The following is a 22,854-nucleotide window of genomic DNA, read 5'->3' on the forward strand; positions in this document are numbered from 1 at the left end:
ACACCGTTTTAATATAGTTGACCATCTAATTCACTCGGCGCACACTGCTGAAAATTCTTCTGTTCAGGTTCACGACTATGTCCAAAAAAATTGCCGTGATTGGCGAATGCATGATTGAGCTGTCACAAAAAGGCCCGGAAGTCAGCCGCGGATTTGGTGGCGATACGTTAAACACCTCGGTTTACATTGCCCGTCAGGTTGCGCCTGAGGCACTCACCGTGAACTACGTCACCGCCCTCGGCACGGACAGCTTCAGCCAGCAGATGCTGGAAGCCTGGCAGAGTGAACATGTTGACACCTCGCTTATACAGCGTATGGAAAACCGCCTGCCTGGGCTTTACTACATCGAAACTGACAGCACCGGCGAACGCACGTTTTATTACTGGCGTAACGAAGCCGCGGCCAAATTCTGGCTGGAGAGCGACGCCGCTGGGGCCATCTGCGAAGAGCTGGCGACGTTTGACTATCTCTATCTGAGCGGTATTAGCCTGGCGATTTTAAGCCCGACCAGCCGCGAAAAGCTGCTCTCGCTGCTGCGCGAATGCCGCGCCAACGGCGGGAAGGTGATTTTTGATAACAACTACCGCCCGCGCCTGTGGGCCAGCCGCGAAGAGACGCAGCAGGTTTATCAGCAGATGCTGCAGTGCACGGACATCGCCTTCCTCACGCTCGATGATGAAGACGCCCTGTGGGGTGAAAAGCCGGTTGAGGACGTGATTGCCCGCACGCACGCAGCAGGCGTGAGCGAAGTGGTGATTAAGCGCGGCGCGGAGTCGTGCCTGGTCGCGATTGCGGGTGAAGCGGTGATTGAGGTCCCTGCGGTGAAGCTGGACAAAGAGAAAGTGATTGATACCACCGCGGCGGGGGATTCCTTCAGCGCGGGCTACCTGGCGGTACGCCTGACGGGGGGAACGCCGGAAGCGTCGGCACAGCGTGGGCACCTGACGGCCAGCACCGTGATTCAGTATCGCGGGGCGATTATTCCGCGCGAGGCGATGCCTGTTTAGTTTCCCCTAACCCTCTCCCCAAAGGGGAGAGGGTCAGCGTGAGGGGGTTACTGCCCCTGCGGAATATCCGACGCGTCCTGGTGTAGATCATCAGCCGTGGCAGCCTGCGCCGGCTGCGACGCGGTGGCCATAATGGAATCCCAGGTCTTCTGAAGTTCCTTCATGTCATATTCCGGCTCGCCTTTCGGCTGCAGAAGGATCAACGCCATATCCTGCGACAGCTGCTGACGTAAATCCTGATTCAGCATATTCACAGTCAGACCGTTCAGGAAGTCCTGACGCAGCTTCTGGTACTGCTCAGGCGCAATGTCGACAACCTGATTCTGCAGGGAGCGAATCCGCTGGCTGATCAGAATGTCGGTATCGGCGCGAGCGTAGGTGGCAAACAGTTTCTGCAGCTCCAGTTTTTTCTGGGCCAGCAGCGCGTTGAACTCCTCTTCAGAGAGCCCCTCTTTACGCACTTTTGCCAGCTCTTTCGCCACCACACCCAGGTTCGCATTCAGTTTATCGCCCGGCGATTCAACGTTAATGGCACATTGCGCACGCTGGAACAGCACGCGGCAGTCAAAGCCAAGGCCAATGTTCTTCACGTTGTTTTTGCTGAGCGTCTGCTGAACGTGCCAGAACAACGCTTCACGCGCCAGATCGGCACGCCAGTAGCGCAGCAGCGCCGCAGACTCGCGAATAGGCTGCCAGGCGTTATCCCACATCACGGAGAGCCTGTCCTGGCGCACGGTGTCCGTCATAATGCTGACAGGCTCGGCGCGCAGCGGAGAGAGCGTCGGGACAGGGGCTGGCGTTTCGCGTTTGCCCTTCAGATCGCCAAACGCTTTGTTGATCTGCTCAACCACCGCGCGGCTATCCACATTGCCGACGACGATCAGCGTCATCGCGTCCGGGGTGTACCATTTCTGGTAGAACGATTTTACCTGTTCGACGTCCACCGGCTGCTTCAGCGGCTCTGCCGGATCGTGCCCCAGCAACGTTGAGCCTTTCAGACGGTAACGCCACCAGCCCTCTTTGGTATCCGCAGGCCAGGTCGCCACCATGTCGCCGTTGCTCAATGCATAGTTCACGGTGTCCGGCGTAATCGCCAGGTTGCCAGAGGCATCGGAGAGATAGGTAAGGGCTTCTTTAAGAAGGTCGTTACGGTTATTTGGCAGGCTCAGGTTAAACATGGTGTAGTCATAGGAGACCACAGCCGGAGGAAGGGGGCGTTTCGGATCGATGGCCTGTTGCCACAGCGAACGCACCTGTACTGCCTGCAAGCTGCCGCTCTGCGTGAGCGCCAGACGGGGAATAAAATGGCTAAAACCGGTTTGCTGAGTGCTTTCCGTAAGGGAGCCGGTATTTACGGACAGACGGATTTCAATACGATCGCTGGGACGCTGTGGAGTAGATAACACCTGCCACTGAAAACCGTTCGCTAGCGTGCCTTGTTGCCAGGCCGGGTCTGGCTGGAGCGCATCTGCCTGCACATAACTGGCTGCTGCCATCATCAGCAAACCGCCGGTTAAGAGTCGAATTTTTGTGCCCTGCATGTGAACCCCTGATCAACATTCCTGGTTAAAAAGAGTGTCTCGCGACGCGCTGCACTCTAAAAGATGACGATGAAAACACGTCGATTAGACCGCGCGTTCGGCAAAACGTCACGATCCGAAGTGAAATATACCCAAAAAAAATCTTGTCGAATTATGACAGGTATGAACAGTTATTATGCGCAGGAGCCCGCATCCCGACAAGGGAATGCGGGCAATTGTGACAAGATTAGGAGGTTAAACCAGGATTTTTGCTATCAGACGCGCGATTATTCAGCGTATCGTTGAGCTTCTTGTGATCCAGCTCTTTCACCCATTTCGCGACCACCACCGTGGCCACGCCGTTACCCACCAGGTTGGTAAGGGCACGCGCCTCAGACATAAAGCGGTCAATACCAAGAATCAGTGCCAGACCCGCCACCGGCAGATGCCCCACCGCAGAAATGGTGGCCGCCAGCACGATAAAGCCGCTGCCCGTCACGCCCGCAGCCCCTTTAGACGACAGCAAGAGCACCACCAGCAGGGTGATTTGATGGAAAATATCCATATGGCTGTTGGTCGCCTGGGCGATAAACACGGCCGCCATCGTCAGGTATATCGAGGTACCGTCAAGGTTGAAGGAGTACCCCGTCGGGATCACCAGGCCGACCACCGATTTACGGCACCCCAGCTTTTCCATCTTGTCGAGCATACGCGGCAGCGCCGATTCTGAAGAGGAGGTCCCCAGAACAATCAGCAGCTCTTCACGGATGTAGCGGATGAATTTGAAAATGCTGAAGCCTGTCGCACGGGCGATGGAGCCCAGCACCACCACCACGAAAAGAATACAGGTGATGTAGAAGCAGATGATCAGCTGACCCAGCTGCACCAGCGTGCCAACGCCATACTTGCCGATGGTGAAGGCCATCGCACCGAAGGCACCGATCGGCGCCAGGCGCATGATCATATTGATGATGCCAAAGATGACCTGCGAGAAGCTTTCAATCACGTTGAAGATAAGCTGGCCTTTGCTGCCCAGACGGTGCAGGGCGAAGCCAAACATCACGGCAAACAGCAGCACCTGCAGAATGTTTCCGCTGGCGAAGGCGCCGATGACGCTGCCAGGGATGACGTCCAGCAGGAAGGCCACCACGCCCTGATCCTTCGCCTGTTCGGCATAGACCGCAACCGCTTTGGCATCCAGCGTAGAGGGATCAACGTTCATACCCGCGCCAGGCTGTACCACGTTGACGATGACCAGACCAATAATCAGCGCAAGGGTACTGACCACTTCAAAGTAGAGAAGCGCCACTGCACCGGTACGGCCCACCGCCTTCATGCTTTCCATGCCAGCGATGCCCGTTACCACCGTACAGAAGATCACCGGGGCGATGACCATTTTAATGAGCTTAACGAACGCGTCGCCAAGCGGTTTCATTTGCGCGCCCAGCTCCGGGTAATAGTGACCCAGCAGAATACCGATGGCGATGGCTGTCAGGACCTGGAAATAAAGACTTTTGAAGAGTGAGGTTTTCATAGGGTGTCCTTGGGAAGAAAAACCACAGGCTTTGTAAGGTTATGGTTAACCTGCGGCTCTAAAATAACACCCGTATAACAGGACAGAAATAAACCCGGTTCAAATTTGAAACACAAATGTTAAGAACTTTGAACTGGCTCGCACAAGCCAGCAACAAAATTACACTTTTGCGTTATGGTCAGCGCCAGAAAGGTATCGCTGCTCGAAGACATCTGGCGGCACCGCGGGGGCAAAAAGATAGCCCTGGCCGCTCTCGACGCCCGCCTCTGCCAGCCAGACGCGTTGCGCTTCGGTTTCAATCCCCTCGGCAATAAGATGCACCTTGAGGCTGCGCGCCATCTGAACGATGGCCTGCACCATGCTGCTGTCTTCCGGCAGCCCGTCGACAAACGATTTATCGATTTTGAGCACGTCCACCGGCAGGGCTTTCATGTGCTGAAGCTGGCGCAGCCCGGCGTAGCCCATACCAAAATCGTCCAGCGCGATGCGAATGCCGGCATTGCGCAGCGGCTTCAGGATGGCCACCGCGTCGTTAGGATCGTCAATGCGCCGGCTCTCCGTCACTTCCAGCGTCAGCGTATCAGGCTTGATCCGGTAGCGGTGGATCAGCTCCAGCATCTCGGAGACCATCGTCGGATGCATAAGCTGCAGGGCAGACAAGTTGACCGACAGCGGCAGCGTTACGCCGCGCTCCTGCCAGGCGGCAAGCTGGCGGCAGGACTCCTCCAGTACCCAATAGCCAACGGTGACCATCAGCCCGCAGGATTCGATGCGCTCAATCAGCCCCTCCGGCAGCTCCCAGGAGCCATCCGGCTGCTGCAGGCGGAGCAGCGCCTCGGCGCTTTTCACTTCCCCCGTCTGTAAATTCACCTGCGGCTGTAGCCAGAGGGCGAACTGACGGTTATCCAGCGCGGTCAGGATATCGCTCTCTTCCGTCAGGCGCTGCTGCGCCTTTTCCATCTGCTCCGGGTCAAAGAACTGGATCTGATTTTTCCCTTTGCGCCGGGCGGTAAACGCCGCCGAGAACGCGCGGCGGTACAGCTGCTCGGCCGATAAATCACCGTAGTACATGGCGATACCGATACTGGCGCTCGGACGAAGCTGGATGCCCTGCACGGGCAGCCGCTCATTTATGACAGTGAGTACTTGCTGACCTAATGTGATGGCATGCCACGGCTCTTTCACGCCGTTGGCAATCACCACCAGGTCGTAACCGCTGACCTGGGTCAGCACCATGCGCGGGGCAAGGACAGACTTCACCTTTTCCACCAGCGTCAGCAGCAGCATTTCACGCTGGCTCTCCTTGAGCACGCCCGCCGTGTCCTGCAGGGTTTCACAGGCAATCACCATCAGCGCCGTGGTTTGCTGCCGCGCAACGGTCTGCTCCAGCATTGCCATCAGAAACGCTTTATTAGGTAGCTCCGACACCGGGAAGCGCGTGGCGCTGTTGTTTAGCTCATCCTGATGACGCTGGATGCGCTGCTGGTTGAGGTTGTAGCTGCGCACCAGCATACCGATCTCATCGTCTTGGTGCAGACGCGGCAGCTCAAGCTGGTGCCCCAGTTGATCCTGCGGCGAAAGCCCATTCAGCTCGCGGGCGATACGGCGCAGCGGGTGAACAATGAGGCGGTTTATACACCACGTCAGCGCTACGCTGATGATCAGGGTCATAAGTAAGCAAGTGGTCACTAACGTAACCACCCAACTCATGACGAATTTATACATCCGGTACGAGTCCGCCTGCAGAACCAGGTAGGCCAGTGGCTGCGGATTGGCAGGACGTTCCAGCGAATAGAGAGGCAGAGAAATTTGCACCGGCAGCTCAAACAGGCGCATCACCATCATCGGGACGGGACGCTCCGGGATAAAACTCATCCGCAACGCCTGGAACTGGTTGGGTAAGACGACATCGGCGCGGCTAACGACCCCGGCAGGCTGAATGCGCTTTAAGATGGTTTCCGCTTCGGGAATGTCCCCTTTCAGGATCGAGGCGGAGAGCGGGCCGCGCACCGAGCGGGCGATACTTTCTAACTGCGAAGCCGTGTTATAGCGATTCTGCTGTACGGAATGAAACAGCAAAATTACGCAGAAGAGCAGTACAAACAGCATAGTGACGGCAGAGACCATCGCCATTTGTTTGATCGTTAAGGAACGGCTGACACGCAAAATGACTCTCCACAAAACTCGAAGCGCAGGGCGCGCCAGGGTGTAAACCTGGCGCGCCTGAGTATACCCGATTGCCGCGCTATTAAGAGAGACTTACAAATGGATTAAGGAAAATCCGATTACCAGTCCGCATAAGGAATAAGCGGCTGCGGCGGTAAGTCCATATCGCCCTGCCAGCCTGCAGCAGAGTAGCGCACATAAATTAGCGCATGGCTTGGGGTGTAATCTTTCGCTTCCTGAATATCTACGCCCATGCCCACAAACCAGTTGGAGGTGACCCGGCGTTCGATAATTGCCCGCGCGGTATAACCCGTCCCGGAGGAGGAGCTGCCGGTTTCCATCGCGCCACGGTCGGTATAGCGGCCTGGCTCATCGGTCGGGATCAGGCTCTGGATCGGGTAACGCAGCTCGTCTTTGGTTTTGGAGTGAGACCAGGACACCGAGCCACCCAGCTCCCAGGACCAGTTTTCCGTACGCTTACGCCAGGTCACCGGCAGCGCGAAGGAGACATACTCCTGCGGGCTGTAGTAGCCGCCCTGACCGAGGGAATAGCCGCTCAGATCCTTATCGTAGTGCCAGAGCATATTGGAGACGCCGACCGTCAGGCGCTCGTTGTTTTTATTAATGAGCTTGTAGTAATAACCCGTCATCCAGCGGACGCGCCAGTTATCTTCCACATTTTTACCGGTCAGCGTTTCCGCGTTCAGGCTTGACCAGACGCCGTTCGCCTCGCCTTTGTCATAGCTGATACTTACCCCGCCGCCCGTCGCGCGCACGCCGCCCCAGGTGGTGCCGGTATTGGTATCTTTTTGCCCGGCGAACGCCAGCAGAGAGCTGGAGATAGGCCGACGATGGGCGTTGACGGTGTAGCCGATGGGGCCTAAATCGCTGCTGTAGCTGATACCCCCCACCACGTCGACGACGTCAAAGCCCATTGGCGTGGTACCAATATCCATCGCCCAGGTTTTATTCTGCCAGCCAACGGCGACGCTGGCGCCGCTGTCGCTCTGGCTGGTGTTGCCGCTACACGGCGTGTCGTAGCAGGTTCCCCATTTAGGGTCGTAGGTTCCGTTATTGTTATCAAAGGTGCCAGCGTCCATGTTGACCAGATCGCTTCTGAAGAACATGCGCCCGTCAGAGAGCGGGGCGTCCACCTGGAGCATGGTGGTATGCGCTTTCAGGTCGGAATAGCCGCCCGTGCCGCTGGAGCCCCAGTAGTCGTGCTGCAGCGTGACGTTAACATCCTGCTGACGGTACAAATCACCGGCGTCACTGCGCACGCCGCGCTTCAGCCAGTCATCTTTTTCATCGTTGCGCGTCAGACGGGTGAAACTGTCATTGTCCACCGGACGCGTCGTGGTAATGCCGGACGACACCATCGCATCTTTATACGTCTCCAGCGCCTGCTGCGGCTGGCCGTTTTGCGTCTGGAAGCGGGCAGCATCACGCAGCACAAGCGCGCTTTCCATGGAGGCGGGCTGCGATTTAGCCTGCGGAATGATTTTGCTGAAGGTCTTTTCTGCAGCAGCGGAATCGCCCAGACCTGCCTGCGCCATCGCGATCCGGCGCTGCATATTGAGCGACAGCGGCTGGCCGTTTTGCGCGGCGGGCAGTTTCGCGAGCTCTGCACGGGCGGCATCTTTGTTACCTTCCGCGCTGTAAATTTCGGTCAGACCGAGGATCGCGTCTTCGTTCTGCGGCTCACGCTGCAGGACGGCGCTGTACGTCGTTTTCGCCGCGTTCAGATCGCCACGCTGCTGCGCCCAGTCCGCCAGCGTCAGGTCGATGCGGGTGGAGGCAGGCTGCTGACGCAGAAGATTTTCCGCCTCCTGCTCTTTGCCGCTGTCGCGCAGGCGGTTGGCGGTTTCCAGCACCTGATTGCTTTGCAGACGGTCGGCAAGTTCCTGAATGTTGCCGTTCCACTGGCTGCGCGGCAGGGTATTCAGATGCGCCAGCGCGGCCCGGTCCTGATCGTTTCCGGACAGGTAGAGCCCGTTGGCATACACCTGCTCCGGGTCAGACGGTTTCTGGCTGGCAAGCTGGCGCATCAGGGTATCCGCCTGGCTGCGCTGGCCCGCGCTGTAGAGATCGCGCGAGAGACGATACGTTATCCAGACGTCACCGGGCGAGAGTGCCAGACGGCGACGCTGAATGTCTGCCGCCTGAGCGTATTTCCCCTGACTCTCCAGCTGTTCTGCCTGGGCGGAAAGCTGCTCGTTAGTCAGGCTACGCTCAATATCATCAATACTCCGGCGCTGGCTGGCGGAGAGAGACTGGATAAACTGCGAGGCTTTCTCCGGGGACTGCGCGCGGTAAACATTGGCAAGGCCTCGAACCGCATTGCTGTTGCTGCTGTCCATACGTAACGCCTGGCGGTAATAACGCTCCGCCGCGTCGTTATCTTTACGCGCCGCAGCGGCATCTCCCAGCCCCAGCACCGCATAGCTGTCGGTGTTGTCGACGTTGCGCGCCTGCTGATAGTAACGCTCCGCCTGCGCCGGGTTATTCGCCTTCAGCGCCGCATCCCCCTGCTGGATCAGCAGCCAGTAGCGGTTAACCTTCAGCAAGCTGTCCCATTTACCGCGGTTATCGCTCTGCGGATCGAGGGCAATCGCCTTTTCAAACTGTGCCACCGCGCGGGCGCGGTCGCCTTTCTGGGAATAGGCCTGCCCAAGGGCACCCACCGCTTCACTGTCGGCATGGTTGGCGCTGACGGCTTTTTGCAGCTCCGCCACCGCCTTACTCCCCTGCCCGGCATCCACCGCCGCCAGCCCTTCCGCTTTCGCGCGGAACGCCGGGTCAGCGAGCTGCTTTTGCTGCGCCTCAAGCTGGGCGCGCGCCGCCGCGACGCTATCGCCGTCGCTGAAGACGGTCAGGTATTTTTGCAGCGCGGTGACGCTGGCGCTGCTGGCAGGCTGGTCTTTGATCTGCTCATACCACATGTCAGAGGCCTGGCCGCGGCCGCCGGTGGATTTAGCCATCTCCTGCAGCACCGCAAAGCCTTCATCACGGCGTCCGCTCTGGAACAGAAGCTGGGCCAGCGTCGTCTGGAGCTGGGTATTCCCGGGGCTGCTGCTGTTTATTTTTTTCAGTTGGTTGATGGCCGAAGCGCGACGGGCAGGATCTTTCGCCACCACATTCCAGTATTCCGTCGCCACGTCGCCGCCCGGCGGGTTGCCGTCAAAGAGCTTGTCATAGGCGGCAATCGCCTCCTGCGTGTGCCCTGTCGTAGCGAGTAAGCGCGCCTGTTGAAGCTGCTGGCGACCATCCGGGGTGGAAAGCAGCATGGTATTGCGTGAGGACTGGTACGCGCCGGAGTCAGGGGCGATCCCCTTCAGGCGGTCCAGCTCTTTTTGCGCTCCGGCGTTATCGCCCTGGCGCAGCAGGTAGCGAAAGCGGGCGGCAATGACGTCAGGGTTGTTCGGATCGATCAGCTCAAGACGGTAGAGCGACTGACGAACCAAATCCTCACGATGGGTCGATTCGCCCAGCCGAACCTGCTCCAGCAGCTGTTTCTGCTGCGGAGAGTTAACGGCCTGCGCCAGCGGCATCAGTGCCAGCCCAAGCGATAGAGTGAGTAGATTTATTGTGAACTTGCGCATTCCTGGCCCCAATCCGGTATTAATTCACCCTTAGCGGTGAAGCGAAAACGATGCTGATCCCATCCCTGACCAAAAAGAGTCAATACATAGCTGTAGTAGGCATTGTTATCGGGAAAATGATCTGCCACGCGCTGGCGCTGAACCGCCTGGGCATCGCGCTGCTGTAAAAACGGCAGCATCGCGGCAGAGAACCCGACCGGGCCATTGCCGGTGTGTTTACCCGTCGCTACATCCACTTTCTCCGGCGGCACGCCCTGTTTGATTGTCTTTGCCGCCATCGGCTGGAAGCGCGTCAGCAGCCGGGCTTTTTGAGGATCTTTATCGCTCATCATGCCCACCCAAAGATAGACACGGATGGCGTCATAGCCCCCTTCCAGCGTTTTATCCTGCTGTAGCTGCCAGCCTTTGTTTTTCTGATACTGCACCCAGTTCGGCGAGAATCCCTTCGGCGCGCTTTCCAGCAGCAGCCGCAGATTGGTTTCACGCAGCGTGGTCCACGGTGCACCGTAGCGGGTGAAATAGCTCGCTAACTGTGGAGGAAGGTAGCTGGGGTTAAAGCGCCAGGCGTTTTCTTCGGCAAAACCGACTTTACCGGGAAGCAGCATTGAGCCGAGCCCCGGCACTTTCACCACTTCCTCGCTGGCAATGCGTTTTAGCAGTGCCTTGCCCGTTTGGGTATAGTCCGGGTCTTTCCATAACCGGCCCGCTTCGAGCAGCGACCAGGCAATCCAGACATCGGCATCTGAGGCGGAGTTGGTATCAATCACTCCCCAGTTTTCTTTGTCTTTCTGTCCCCAGAGCCAGGCGGGTAGACGATCGTTGAGATTGCCGCTGGCGAGGTTATCGCGCGTCCACGTCAGCAACTGCTCAAACGCCTTGCGATCGTTAGCGGCCAGGGCAAAGAACAACGCATAGCTTTGCCCTTCCGACGTTGTAATTTTACGCGTGTCGCTCGGATCGATGACGCGCCCGCCCTCGCTGATGTAATCCTTTTTAAACTGCTCCCAGGCAGGCCAGGTACAGGCGGCGCGAAGAGGGATCGCCGCCAGCATCAACGCTGCGACTACACACCAGCGAATGGCTTTCATCACGTCTTACTCATCCGGGTTAAGGCGACGACGGCTGATGATGCGCAGCAGACGCCACAGCACCCATGCCAGCAAGACCACGCTGACCGCAGCCAGGATGGCGAGCAGAACCGGATGGTTCGACAGCGCATACCACAGGCGCTCGAACCACGGCAGATGGCCGACGTAATACACATCACCCACGCGCAGGCTGTTGACGCCGGACTCGCGGATCACCGACACAGAACCAAACATCGCGGCACGTTTGCCGCTGTCGTTCATCGCGGTATTCAGCAGCTCATAGCCACGCGGGCTGTCCGCCAGCAGGGCTATCACGCTACGCTGATCGTTGTAAGGAGACTGGAAGCCCACCACCGCAGCCATCGCCCCCTGAGAGGTTACGGCCGTCTGCGCGCTGGCCTTACGGTCGTTCACGTCCGGCATAATGCTTGGGAACTCGGTCTGGCGAAGCGGCGTGTTAACCCACGACTCGGTGGCTTTCACCAGCAGATCGATACGTTTTTCATCCTTCAGCTTGTCCGGGATGGTGCCGATCACCATGATATCCGCATCTTTGTTCTGGATCTGACTGCCATCATCCGTCAACGTGACGTTAACTGCCGGTAATCCGGTTTGCGCGCCTACGGTTGCCATGGTGTCGAGCAGGGTCGTCACCTGACCTTCGTTTGGCGCTTTTGGCATCACCACAATGGATTCAGAGAGATCGGCCATGCGGCTGAACGGGAAGCCCGCGTTAGCAAAGGCACGCAGATCCGGCATCGCCAGGAAATGGTAGTACTTCGAGAAGTCGATGGTCGACTCATCGCCGATCACAACGTGGTTCTGTACCGGCTGGAAGGTGATGCAGTTATCCACTGAACCGCCAGGCATCGGGTTCATGTACTGGAAATCAAAACGCAGCTGGTTGATCGCGCCAAGCTTCAGCGCCGGAATAGAGACGTCCGTTTTTCCGTCCAGCAGCCCCTGCAGCACCGGCAGGCGGAGCATCAGACGGTTGGTGTCCTGGGTACTTTGCAGGCTGAACGATTGCAGGAACTGGTTGTTCAGGCTGATATCCATGCGCGAGCTGTCTTTCGTCGCTGGCGCGGTATAGCGGTAGTTGAGATTGATATCAATGCCGTTGGTGCGAAGCAAGTACAGATCCGGCGGCAGGTTCAGCGACAGGCTAATCGGCGATGGCTCAAGGCCGGAGGCCTGCAGCTGCTCTTCATAGGTTTTCAGTTCACCAAACGTCACGGCGCGGTCGGTACGCACCCAGTTTGGCGCGTCATAAGGTTTACGCGCCAGCAGCGGCTTAACTTCGTCCACCACCACGCTGTTGCCGCGGAAAAGGACGTTGCCCTGAGCAATCGCCTTCGCGGCCTGGACCAGATCTTTATCATCACGACCAAAGACCACCAGCAGCTTCACGTACGGGTTATCAGGGTGACTTACCATCTCAATGGTTGGCGCTTTGACTTCCGGGTGGTCGCGCAGGAAGCTCGGACGCTTCGCGTTGGTTGCAAAGACAATCGCGTTCCTGTCCGGCATTTTGTCATACATTACCGGGAAGTTCTGACCGCGCCAGCCGGAGCGGGAGCCAAACCAGGAGGCCACAATGGTCGCCGCCAGCTGCTCGGTTACGTCAGGGGACGATGCAAACACCATCGGCAGCGTGAGCGGACGGTTATCACGCGGGTCGAAGAACGGAACCGGGAACGCCGACAGATCGTTTTTCAGCGCCAGCGGCTGGTAGGTCATCTGCAGCGAGGAGTTACGCCCGACGTCCAGCCACAGCGTGTTGCTGGCGGGGTTTTCGCAGACATCGCGGTAGTGACCAACAAACTCCAGACGGATACGGTTAAAGTCGGTGATGAACAGCGGGTTAATCGGCACCTGCGCCTGTGTTTTCTTACCCAGCTGCTCTTTGGTCACCGGCAGAACGTCCATCAGTTCATCGTTCAGGTAGACCTTCAGCTGAGACTGCGTCGGCAGCAGGGATGGCGACGGGGTGTATTCAAGGTTCAGTACCGCATTTGAAACAACCTCATCGCTGCGCATACCAAATTCAATGCTGCCGTTAGGGTTGACGCCGCGCAGCACCATGCTGCCCGGCGGCGGCGCAATTTGCGCGAAGGTCAGCTTCACGTCCCGCGACGGCACATTATCCGCGACAACGGGCGCGTTAGCCCCCCGCACGCCCGGCATCACCTGCCCGATGACCGGATTCTCGACCGGCAGGGTGTTCCCCTCCGTTGGCTGGTTCGGAATGATGTTTTCTGTTTGACCGGGTGCCGCCGTAACAACCGGATCGGTTGCCTGCGCGACGACAGGTACCGTCGGCGCAGGCGTCGCCGCTGCGTTACCGGGTGCTGCGTTAGCCATTGTTGCGGGAAGTGCACTCACTCCCATTGCCACTGCACATAACCAGGAAAGTTTTGTTTTCATCGCGTTATCATCATTGTTGAGCCATAACCGGGTCCGCCTGCTTCGTCTCATCCCGCTCGGGACGACGAGGAATGAACGACACGACCCAGGAAACCAGCGAAGTAAGTGACCGGAAAATTAATTTCACCGACGACGGGGCAAATTCTGCAAGGTGACGATAGCCACGGAACCCCAGCTTCAGAATATCCAGCAGGCTTTCCAGAGGTTTATCTTCCGGGAAGCTGTCCTGCCAGAGAGCCCATGTATCCGCACGGGCAAACGTACACTGCACAAAATCAATGTGTTGCTTTTTGGTCAACGGCATCAGCTGCAGACCCACTTCACTGCCTGCCACACGCACAACCTGCGTCGGGAAAACATACTCCTGCTGACCGCGCTTAAGCAGCAGGTTAACCTTCTGCCCTTCCAGCACTTTCGCCTGGCCGTTGATTTTGATCCCCAGGCCACCGTCAGAGAAGTCGTGCACCGTACAGGAGAAGAGGTGACCATCTTCACGAGCGATCGCCGCAGGCATGCAGATTTCAACGCGATGCGCGCGACGAACCTGTTTACTCTCTACCGACACCGCCACCGCGCCGCCGAGGATAATCAGGTTGTAGAACACCCAGGCCATACTGACAAAGACGGTCAGGATTTCGTTTTCCGGGCCGTAGAAGTAGCGCCAGATACCGGCGATCACGCCGACAATATTCAGCAGCACGAGGAAGATATACGGGCGGGAGATCACCCAGTCGACGTACTCTTCTTCCACCAGCCCGCCCTTCGCGGTGACGTTGAATTTCCCTTTGTGCGGGTTAATCAGCGCGACCATCGTCGGCGGCGCGATGTACCAGGCCAGCACCGTTTCGTAGATTTCACTCCAGAAGGAGTGCCGGTATTTGCCCTGAATCTTCGAGTTCGTCAGGCTCGCGTGGATCATGTGCGGCAGAACGAACAGCGCAATCATCAGCGCGGGGGCGTAAATGATATAGGCGTGAAGGAGCAGGAACGCCAGCGGCGCGGTCAGGAAGATCAGCCGCGGGATGCCGGACAAGAAGTGGAACATGGCGTTGACGTAGCAGAGACGTTGCGCCAGCTTGAGCCCTTTGCCTATCAGCGGGTTATCGAGGCGGAAAATCTGCACCATGCCGCGCGCCCAGCGAATACGCTGACCAATGTGCGCCGAGAGAGATTCCGTCGCCAGACCGGCGGCCTGAGGGATACGCATATAGGCAGAGGTATAGCCCCGGCGGTGCAGGCGCAGCGAGGTATGCGCATCTTCGGTCACCGTCTCAACGGCAATTCCGCCGATTTCATCCAGCGGCTTACGGCGGATAACCGCGCAGGAGCCGCAGAAGAAGGTGGCATCCCACATGTCGTTCCCGTCCTGCACCAGCCCATAGAACAGCGTGCCTTCGTTCGGGGTTTTGCGGAAGCGGCCAAGGTTACGTTCAAACGGGTCCGGCGAGAAGAAGTGGTGCGGCGTCTGCATCATCGCCAGCTCTTTCTCTTTCAGGAACCAGCCCATGGTCATCTGCAGGAACGAGCGCGTCGGCACGTGGTCACAGTCAAAAATCGAGACGAACTCCCCGGAGGCATATTTCAGGGCGTTGTTGATATTCCCGGCCTTTGCGTGTTCATGCGTCGGGCGGGCGATGTACTCAACGCCGACCTCTTCCGCAAACTGGCGAAACGCCGGACGGTTACCGTCATCCAGGATCCAGACTTTGAGCTTATCTTTCGGCCAGTCGATGCCCAGCGCGGCATAGATGGTGTTTTTCACCACGCTCAGGTCTTCGTTGTAGGTCGGGACGAAGAGATCGACGGTCGGCCACTGCGTGGTGTCTTTAGGCAGCGGAACCGGCTGGCGGTTGAGCGGCCAGATCACCTGGAAATAGCCTAGCACCAGCACAATCCACGCGTAGGTCTCAGCAAACAGCAGCACCAGACCGCACACCAGGCTGACCGGGTCGTCCCAGTTCAGCGTTGAGGTGTAACGCCACCAGATGTAGCGGCAGGAAACCGTCAGCGACAGCACAATCAGCATCAGCGCCGAGAAGCGGCCCGGAATACGACGAACCAGCAACGCCACGCCCCACAGCAGGATCAGGAAGATGAACTGCGCCAGCGGGTTGAAAGGTTGCGTAATACAGACCAGCGCCAGAATGAGCGAGAACACGACAATCACGCCGAGAATAAAACGCCGCAAGCCTGGGTGGAGATGCCCAAGCTCTTTATGGTTATCCAGATGGCTGGTCTTATCGCTGACGCTAGCGGGCAGTTTATCCAGCCACTGGTGATAGCGTTCACGTAACTGCTGTACGCGGGAATAGCTGCGCCAGTGCGGCGTTATTTTCTCCGTTCGGGATGACGATATTGCCAGCCAGACGGCCTGAATAAGATAGCGCGCCGGGTCCAAAGGCCGTGGTCGGTCGGGGTTAATGTGTGGGTATAATTCGCCGTGACGCGCACGGATGCGCTGCCAGCGCGGGTGCTCGAGTGGAATGAACGTCCAGGCCAGAATCAACCAGAAACAGCCGAGCGCGGCGCTAAATGCCGGAGCACCATGCCGGCGAAAGTGCCGGTAATGGTCGCTCAAACGCGAACTGACCGGCGGGATAAGAAGCCAGCTGGCGAGTCGACTCATACCGAACTCCCAGCAGGCTCCGCCTTGCTGGCGAAGTTCAGCAGACACCAGTTCGCCAACGTCAGGATCTCTTCTGCTGCCAGCGAGTCGCTGCGGTATTCGCCCAGCGGCTGCTTGGAGGCGAGGCATTCCGCCATCCCCTCATCCCGATGAATCACAATGGGAAGCAGGCGTCTCTGGCTTTGCAGCCACACCTGATAGAGATCGTCCTGGATTTGGCTACCGATACGTAAATCGTTAATCAGGAGATGTGCGTTCTGAGGCAGCCCTTGCTGATGCAGGCGAATATGGCAGTTCGCATCGACGTTCACCACGGAAAGTACATGATCGCACTGGGCGATGAGCTGCCGGGTCAGCGTCCCGGCGCCGTGCGGCAGATCCAGCAGGATCCACTGGTAGTGCCCCTTTTCTTTCAGGCTCTGCAGCGCAAGCGTGAACTGCGAAAACAGACGCTGATAGGCGGCTTCATTCTCGCGTTCTGTGGTGGTCAGTTGGCCAAAAGGCAGTAAATCCAGCTGGGAGGTATAGCGTAGCCCCGCATCCCGCCAGTCTTTGTCATCAAGCAGCGCGCGGGCCCAGCCCTCTTCGCGAGTGAAATCGACGTTGAACGACATACGCAGCAAATTATCGGCGCAGGCGTCAATCACCAGCACCGATTCACCTAAAAGCTGTAATGACCACGCCAGCGCCGCGGTAACAGATGTGGTACCCACACCGCCACGGACGCCCTGTAATCCGAGTATGGCCATCAATGGCTCCCTTAATGTTGATGGGCGAATTCAGCTAATAACGGCCAGCGTTTAATAGCAGCAGCCAACTGTTCCCGCTGGGAAATATCGGTGTAATCTATTTCAGGTAGTGAAAAGGCCTGCGCCAGCGCCAGAAAATCGTTTTGGAATGTGTAACCCAGAGTCGAGTCGACTGGGGTTGCAGGTTCGTTATTATCCATTCTTATTCCATCCCTTTGAGGAAAATCGCACGCTCGGAAGTTGCGGGGCATCCTGCCCTGACAAATTTCATTTACATGCTAAATCTGATGTTCTTTAATTTCAATGTTAGGTTTATTTCTACGCTTTCGCTAGTAAACTGAGATACAGGCAAATTAGACGAAAAGAGGGACATCGTGGACTCCATATTTTCTATTGGCATCCAGTCATTATGGGACGAATTGAGCCACATGCCAGTCGGTGGAGTCTGGTGGATTAATACGGATCGTAATGAAGACGCTATCAGCCTGGTAAACCAGACAATTGCCGCTCAGGATAAGGATTCCCGCGTGGCCGTCATTAGCATGGGCGAAGAGCCGAAGAAAATAATTACGCTCGAAAGCGACAGCGGCCCCCAGAAAGTACGTTTGTTTTCCATGTCAGCGGAAGCGGATAGTCTATACTTTTTGTCCCGCGACGTTCAGTGCTCTATAGATCCGGATCACTATTTAGTGATTCTTAAATGTGCAAATAACATACTGCAAAATATTCCTGCTGAAAAACTGCTGTCGTGGCTGGAAAAAATCAATAAATGGGCAAAGTTTCAAAATTGCACGCTATTGGTCGTCAACCCCGGCAGTAATAATGACAAGCTGTTCTCACTTTTGATGGGCGAATATCGCTCCCTGTTCGGACTGGCAAGTCTTCGTGACCAGGCAGGCAGCTATCTCTACGATATTGCCTTCTGGTGCAATGAAAAGGGCGTGAGCGCCAGGCAACAGCTGACTCTTAAACATATTGAGGGGAAATGGCACTTGGCACAGCAGGAAGAAACCGTGGTGCAGCCGCGCAGCGATGAAAAGCGCATCCTGAGCCATATTGCGGTTTTAGAGGGCGCGCCCGCGCTTTCGGAAAACTGGACACTGTTTGAGTCTAACGAAGCGCTTTTTCATGAAGCCCGCACCACCCAGGCAGCCACCCTCGTTTTCTCGTTGATGCAGAATAATCAGATTGAAACGCTGGCGAGACAAATTCACACCCTGCGCCGCCAGCGCGGCAGCGCGTTAAAAATTGTGGTGCGCGAAAATAATACCAGCCTGCGTGCTACCGATGAGCGTCTGCTTCTGGGCTGCGGGGCAAATATGGTTATCCCCTGGAATGCGCCACTGTCACGCTGCCTGACGCTTATTGAAAGCGTTCAGGGCCAGCAGTTCAGCCGCCATGTACCGGAAGATATCTCCACGCTGCTCTCCATGACCCAGCCGATGAAGCTGCGTGGCTACCAGAAATGGGATACGTTCTGCGATGCCGTCGGCAACATGATGAGCAACACGTTACTTCCGGCGGACGGGAAAGGGGTTATGGTTGCCCTGCGGCCGGTCCCGGGCATTCGCGTTGAGCAAGCGCTCACCCTGTGTCGCCCGAACCGTACAGGGGACATCATGACCATTGGCGACAATCGCCTGGTGCTATTTTTGTCGTTTTGCCGGGTCAACGATCTTGATACCGCGCTTAACCATATCTTCCCCCTGCCTACCGGGGATATTTTCTCGAACCGTATGATTTGGTTCGAAGATAATGCTATCAGCGCAGAGCTGGTGCAAATGCGCGCTCTCCAGCCTGAACAATGGGTTAAACCGCTCGCAATCACGAGCGATGTAAAACCGATCCTCAATGCCAGACATGACGGACATGTCTGGCGTCGGGTTCCGGAACCCCTTCGCTTATTAACTGAGAACGGGGAGAACGCACCATCATGAATATCAGCGATATCATCCAACTGGTCGTATTCTGCGCGCTGATCTTTTTCCCGCTTGGCTACTATGCACGCCATTCCATACGCCGTATCCGTGATACGGCCAGAGTGATGTTTGTAAAACCTCGCTATGTAAAACCAGCCGGAACACTGACACGGGCATCACACGTCAAGGCAGACCGTAAACATGACTAATTCTTCCTATACCGCTTCGTCACCCTCGCCGCTCTGGCAATACTGGCGCGGCCTTTCCGGCTGGAACTTCTACTTTCTGGTGAAGTTTGGCCTGCTTTGGGCAGGTTATCTGAATTTCCATCCCCTGCTTAACCTGGTGTTTATGGCCTTCCTGCTGATGCCTCTGCCGAACATCAGGCTGCATCGTTTACGCCATTGGGTGGCCATCCCCATCGGCTTTGCGCTGTTCTGGCACGATACCTGGCTGCCTGGTCCGGAAAGCATAATGAGCCAGGGATCGCAGGTCGCGGGCTTCAGCGCAGACTATATGCTTGACCTGGTTGAGCGTTTCATTAACTGGCAGATGATTGGCGCCGTCTTTGTACTGCTGGTTGCCTGGCTGTTCCTGTCTCAGTGGATCCGCGTCACGGTGTTTGTCGTCGCCATTATGATCTGGCTTAACGTGCTGACGCTGGCGGGGCCAAGCTTTTCCCTGTGGCCTGCCGGCCAGCCGACGACAACGGTGACCACGACGGGAGGAAGCGCAGCGGCTACCGTTACAACAGCAGGCGATACGCCGGTGGTGGGCGATATTCCAACTCAGACCGCACCGCCGACCTCTACCAATCTTAATGCCTGGCTCTCCAGCTTCTATACCGCTGAAGATAAGCGACAGACGAAATTCCCGGATGCGCTGCCAGCCGATGCGCAGCCGTTTGAGCTGCTGGTGATTAACATCTGTTCCCTCTCCTGGGCTGACGTGGATGCCGCCGGTTTGATGTCTCACCCGCTGTGGTCCCACTTTGACATCCAGTTTAAAGATTTTAACTCTGCCACCTCGTATAGCGGCCCGGCGGCAATCCGCCTGCTGCGAGCAAGCTGCGGTCAGGCATCGCATAAAAACCTGTATCAGCCCGCTGGCAACCAGTGTTATTTATTCGATAATCTCGCGAAGCTGGGCTTTACGCAGCACCTGATGCTGGGGCATAACGGTCAGTTCGGTAACTTCCTGAAAGAGGTACGTGAACAGGGTGGCATGCAGGCGCCACTGATGGATCAAACCGGTCTTCCCGTTACGCTGCTGGGCTTCGATGGCTCGCCGGTTTATGACGATACCGCCGTGCTGCAGCGCTGGCTGCAGACCATCGAAAAAGACAGTAACCCGCGCAGTGCAACGTTCTATAACACCCTGCCGCTTCACGACGGTAACCACTTCCCGGGGGTGAGTAAAACGGCGGATTACAAAGTGCGGGCGCAGAAATTCTTCGACGAGCTGGACGCGTTCTTCACGGAGCTGGAAAAATCTGGCCGTAAAGTGATGGTGGTCGTGGTACCTGAGCACGGTGGCGCGCTGAAAGGCGACAGAATGCAGGTATCCGGTCTGCGCGATATCCCAAGCCCGTCCATTACCAACGTGCCTGCAGGCATTAAATTCTTTGGTATGAAGGCACCGCACCAGGGCGCACCAATTGAGATTACCCAGCCAAGCAGCTATCTGGCGATTTCAGAACTGGTTGCCCGCGCCGTTGACGGGAAGCTGTTTGTGGAAGATAGCGTGAACTGGGATCAGCTCACCAGCAACCTGCCGCAAACGGCAGAAGTCTCCGAGAACGCCAACGCGGTGGTGATTCAGTATCAGAACAAACCGTACGTTCGCCTGAACGGCGGGGACTGGGTACCGTATCCGCAGTAACTGATTTCCCCCTCTTCCCATAGGGGAGAGGGGATAGTCAGTGCGTCATTATTGCGCTGAAATCCACACCCGCATTTTCAGACTTGCCGAATCGTCGTCGTCTTTAGAGGTGATTTCGGGCTCGCCGGAAGGCTGCCCCATCGTTAAATGCCAGGGTAGCGCAGACGGATTTTCGCATCGTTCACTCCATCCGGTTATTCGGCGCTTCGCAGGGAAATCTCACCGCCCACCCAGGGCTTTATCGCGCCATCCTGCTCCAGAAGTAGCGCGCCCTGTGCGTCAATACCGCGGGAAATGCCGTAAATCTCTTTATCGCCAATCAGCAGCTTCACCGGACGGTTGATGAAGTTATCCAGCTTTTCCCAACGAGACAGGAACGGTGCCAGGCCTTCCTGTTCAAAAAGCGTGAGTGAACTACGCAGCTCTTTAATCATGCGCACGGCAAGGGTGTTACGATCGATGACGATCCCCGCTTCCTGGAGATTGGTCCAGGCCTGATTCACCACATCATCCTGGACAGTACGCATCACCATATTGAGGCCCGCGCCAATAACAATTTGCGCCGCATCACCGGTTTTACCCGTCAATTCGACCAGAATACCGGCAAGTTTACGATCGTTAAGGTACAGATCGTTTGGCCACTTAACGCGGACCCGATCGGCACCCAGATCGTGCAGCACTTCCGCCATGACGATACCAATGACCAGACTCAGGCCAATGGCTGCGGCAGGCCCCTGCTCCAGACGCCAGTACATGGACAGATAGAGATTGGCGCCAAATGGCGAGAACCATTTGCGACCGCGACGGCCACGACCGGCCTGCTGGTATTCAGCAACACAGGCATCGCCGGACGAGAGTTCGCTCAGCCGATCCATAAGGTACTGGTTCGTCGAATCAATCACCGGCAGCACCGCAACGTTGCCGTTTTCAAGCTGGCTGTGGATGACGTCTTCATTCAGCAATTGAATTGGCTCCGGCAGGCTGTAGCCTTTTCCCGGCACCGTGAACACATCGACGCCCCAGTCGCGAAGCGTCTGGATATGCTTGTTAATGCCGGCACGGCTCATGCCCAGCTGCTCGCCCAGCTGTTCGCCAGAGTGAAACTCCCCGTCAGCAAGGATGCTAATCAGGGTTAACGGAATGGTATTGTCCTTCACGCAATGGTCTCCACGGCATTCACTTCACCTGTGCGGCCAATGAAGCGGACTTCTGGCTCCAGCCAGACGTTAAACTTTTCGCCCACACGTTGACGAACATAATGCGCCAGCTGTACAACATCATCGCTGGTCGCATCGCATTGATTAATCAGTACCAGAGCCTGCTGCTGGTGAACGGCAGCGCCACCTACGGACGTGCCTTTTAACTGGCATTGATCGATCAGCCAGCCAGCGGCCAGCTTCACGCTGCCATCTGCCTGAGGATAATGTGGCGCAGTGGGCCATCCTTCAAGAAAGGCTTTTGCATTTTCGCTGCTAATAACCGGATTTTTGAAGAAGCTTCCTGCATTTCCGTTTACTTTCGGATCGGGAAGTTTGGTCATTCGCATATGGCAAACTGAGTCAAATACGTCGCGGGGAGTGACGGTTGCTGGATCGAGACGCGTTAAATCGCCATAGGTCAGCACCGGCTGCCAGTTCTTTGGCAGACGCAGGCCCACGGCGACAATCACGTAGCGATCCTGATATTCATGCTTGAAGATACTGTCACGATAGCCAAACCGACACTGTTCTGCCGTTAAGCGCTTAGCCGTTCCGGTCGCCAGTTCGATGCAGTCGACATATTCACAGACATGTTTCAGTTCGATGCCGTAGGCACCGATGTTTTGGATGGGTGACGATCCGGCGCAGCCTGGTATAAGCGCCAGGTTTTCCAGACCCGGCATCCCTTTTTCGAGGGTAAATTGCACCAGCTGATGCCAGTTTTCTCCGGCCCCCACGTGCAGATGCCAGCTATCGGCATGCTCTTCCACACCAATGCCCATGATGCGGTTAACGATCACCGTTCCCGCGAAATCGTCGAGAAACAGGACATTGCTTCCTTCGCCCAGAATCAGTACGGGTTCGTTATTTTCTGTTGCGCTTTGCCATGCATCCAGCAGCTGCTGTGCAGTATCGGCACGTACAATTTGATTAGCATTACGTTGAATGCCAAAGGTATTCCAGGGCTTAAGGGAGTGGTTCATAGACGCTATCCTGATGCAAAAACGCAGGTAGTTTACCGTATAAGCAGGGCGTTGGGGGATTAGTTTGTGCAGCGCAGAAACGCAAAAAGGCCATCCTTTCGGATGGCCTCTTCACTTATTTGATGCCTGGCAGTTCCCTACTCTCACATGGGG

At 56.8% G+C, this 22,854-nt stretch carries 15 protein-coding genes; 4 read left to right on the forward strand and 11 right to left on the reverse strand.

Annotation, left to right across the window (positions count from 1 at the left end; translation table 11 throughout):
* Window positions 1-77: 77 nt before the first annotated feature.
* The gene (gene kdgK, locus AC2FAJ_RS22420) at window positions 78-1,007 is read left to right on the forward strand and encodes a 2-dehydro-3-deoxygluconokinase (protein WP_060571559.1); all 930 of its coding nucleotides are present in this window, start codon (window positions 78-80) and stop codon (window positions 1,005-1,007) included.
* A gap of 47 nt (window positions 1,008-1,054) precedes the next feature.
* On the opposite strand, the gene AC2FAJ_RS22425 is transcribed toward kdgK, so the two are convergent.
* The 9 genes from AC2FAJ_RS22425 to bcsR form a co-directional block, all read right to left on the reverse strand.
* Complete coding sequence (locus AC2FAJ_RS22425; protein WP_041911852.1) at window positions 1,055-2,548, reverse strand: M16 family metallopeptidase; 1,494 nt, start codon at window positions 2,546-2,548, stop codon at window positions 1,055-1,057.
* Between the two features lie 226 nt (window positions 2,549-2,774).
* Window positions 2,775-4,061, reverse strand: coding sequence for a dicarboxylate/amino acid:cation symporter (locus AC2FAJ_RS22430; protein WP_028014754.1), 1,287 nt, complete (start codon window positions 4,059-4,061; stop codon window positions 2,775-2,777).
* A gap of 159 nt (window positions 4,062-4,220) precedes the next feature.
* Window positions 4,221-6,227, reverse strand: coding sequence for a biofilm formation regulator HmsP (gene hmsP / locus AC2FAJ_RS22435; RefSeq protein WP_163333504.1), 2,007 nt, complete (start codon window positions 6,225-6,227; stop codon window positions 4,221-4,223).
* 119 nt (window positions 6,228-6,346) lie between these two features.
* The gene (bcsC, locus tag AC2FAJ_RS22440) at window positions 6,347-9,829 is read right to left on the reverse strand and encodes a cellulose synthase complex outer membrane protein BcsC (RefSeq protein WP_485454535.1); all 3,483 of its coding nucleotides are present in this window, start codon (window positions 9,827-9,829) and stop codon (window positions 6,347-6,349) included.
* Window positions 9,811-10,917, reverse strand: coding sequence for a cellulose synthase complex periplasmic endoglucanase BcsZ (gene bcsZ / locus AC2FAJ_RS22445; protein WP_485454537.1), 1,107 nt, complete (start codon window positions 10,915-10,917; stop codon window positions 9,811-9,813). The genes bcsC and bcsZ overlap by 19 nt, the downstream gene beginning before the upstream one ends.
* 6 nt (window positions 10,918-10,923) lie before the next feature.
* Window positions 10,924-13,344: a cellulose biosynthesis cyclic di-GMP-binding regulatory protein BcsB gene (gene bcsB, locus AC2FAJ_RS22450; protein ID WP_319880501.1), complete on the reverse strand. Its 2,421-nt coding sequence runs from the start codon at window positions 13,342-13,344 to the stop codon at window positions 10,924-10,926.
* Window positions 13,345-13,354: 10 nt separating this feature from the next.
* Window positions 13,355-15,970 (reverse strand): UDP-forming cellulose synthase catalytic subunit, encoded by a 2,616-nt coding sequence (bcsA, locus tag AC2FAJ_RS22455; protein ID WP_028014759.1) that lies wholly within the window; start codon window positions 15,968-15,970, stop codon window positions 13,355-13,357.
* Entirely contained in the window at window positions 15,967-16,719 is a 753-nt protein-coding gene (bcsQ, locus tag AC2FAJ_RS22460) for a cellulose biosynthesis protein BcsQ (protein WP_028014760.1), read from the reverse strand. The genes bcsA and bcsQ overlap by 4 nt, the downstream gene beginning before the upstream one ends.
* Before the next feature lie 11 nt (window positions 16,720-16,730).
* On the reverse strand, window positions 16,731-16,919 hold the full coding sequence (gene bcsR, locus AC2FAJ_RS22465) for a cellulose biosynthesis protein BcsR (RefSeq protein ID WP_028014761.1): 189 nt from the start codon (window positions 16,917-16,919) through the stop codon (window positions 16,731-16,733).
* A gap of 174 nt (window positions 16,920-17,093) precedes the next feature.
* Here bcsR and bcsE point away from each other — a divergent pair, with 174 nt between their 5' ends.
* The 3 genes from bcsE to bcsG are packed head-to-tail and all read left to right on the forward strand — an operon-like array spanning window position 17,094 to window position 20,519.
* On the forward strand, window positions 17,094-18,656 hold the full coding sequence (gene bcsE, locus AC2FAJ_RS22470; protein ID WP_060571554.1) for a cellulose biosynthesis c-di-GMP-binding protein BcsE: 1,563 nt from the start codon (window positions 17,094-17,096) through the stop codon (window positions 18,654-18,656).
* Entirely contained in the window at window positions 18,653-18,847 is a 195-nt protein-coding gene (bcsF, locus tag AC2FAJ_RS22475; RefSeq protein WP_072201618.1) for a cellulose biosynthesis protein BcsF, read from the forward strand. Before bcsE ends, bcsF begins: the two co-directional genes overlap by 4 nt.
* Window positions 18,840-20,519 carry a cellulose biosynthesis protein BcsG gene (gene bcsG / locus AC2FAJ_RS22480; RefSeq protein WP_028014764.1) on the forward strand — a complete coding sequence of 560 codons (1,680 nt, stop codon included), beginning with the start codon at window positions 18,840-18,842 and terminating at the stop codon, window positions 20,517-20,519. Before bcsF ends, bcsG begins: the two co-directional genes overlap by 8 nt.
* Window positions 20,520-20,713: 194 nt before the next feature.
* Here the strand turns inward: bcsG and birA are convergent, their stop codons facing one another.
* Both birA and murB read right to left on the reverse strand, forming a co-directional pair.
* Window positions 20,714-21,676: a bifunctional biotin--[acetyl-CoA-carboxylase] ligase/biotin operon repressor BirA gene (gene birA / locus AC2FAJ_RS22485; RefSeq protein WP_485454536.1), complete on the reverse strand. Its 963-nt coding sequence runs from the start codon at window positions 21,674-21,676 to the stop codon at window positions 20,714-20,716.
* Entirely contained in the window at window positions 21,673-22,701 is a 1,029-nt protein-coding gene (murB, locus tag AC2FAJ_RS22490) for a UDP-N-acetylmuramate dehydrogenase (RefSeq protein WP_060571551.1), read from the reverse strand. The genes birA and murB overlap by 4 nt, the downstream gene beginning before the upstream one ends.
* Window positions 22,702-22,854 lie beyond the last annotated feature (153 nt).

It is taken from the genome of Enterobacter cloacae complex sp. 385G4 (assembly GCF_057320665.1).

Excerpts from the sequence above, each read along its gene's own strand:
- AC2FAJ_RS22425 (WP_041911852.1), bottom strand. The coding sequence starts at position 2,548 with ATGCAGGGCACAAAAATTCGACTCTTAACCGGCGGTTTGCTGATGATG.
- murB (WP_060571551.1), bottom strand. The coding sequence starts at position 22,701 with ATGAACCACTCCCTTAAGCCCTGGAATACCTTTGGCATTCAACGTAAT.
- bcsA (WP_028014759.1), bottom strand. The coding sequence starts at position 15,970 with ATGAGTCGACTCGCCAGCTGGCTTCTTATCCCGCCGGTCAGTTCGCGT.
- AC2FAJ_RS22430 (WP_028014754.1), bottom strand. The coding sequence starts at position 4,061 with ATGAAAACCTCACTCTTCAAAAGTCTTTATTTCCAGGTCCTGACAGCC.
- bcsF (WP_072201618.1), top strand. The coding sequence starts at position 18,653 with ATGAATATCAGCGATATCATCCAACTGGTCGTATTCTGCGCGCTGATC.
- bcsG (WP_028014764.1), top strand. The coding sequence starts at position 18,840 with ATGACTAATTCTTCCTATACCGCTTCGTCACCCTCGCCGCTCTGGCAA.
- bcsQ (WP_028014760.1), bottom strand. The coding sequence starts at position 16,719 with ATGGCCATACTCGGATTACAGGGCGTCCGTGGCGGTGTGGGTACCACA.
- bcsC (WP_485454535.1), bottom strand. The coding sequence starts at position 9,829 with ATGCGCAAGTTCACAATAAATCTACTCACTCTATCGCTTGGGCTGGCA.
- bcsZ (WP_485454537.1), bottom strand. The coding sequence starts at position 10,917 with ATGAAAGCCATTCGCTGGTGTGTAGTCGCAGCGTTGATGCTGGCGGCG.
- kdgK (WP_060571559.1), top strand. The coding sequence starts at position 78 with ATGTCCAAAAAAATTGCCGTGATTGGCGAATGCATGATTGAGCTGTCA.
- bcsB (WP_319880501.1), bottom strand. The coding sequence starts at position 13,344 with ATGAAAACAAAACTTTCCTGGTTATGTGCAGTGGCAATGGGAGTGAGT.
- bcsR (WP_028014761.1), bottom strand. The coding sequence starts at position 16,919 with ATGGATAATAACGAACCTGCAACCCCAGTCGACTCGACTCTGGGTTAC.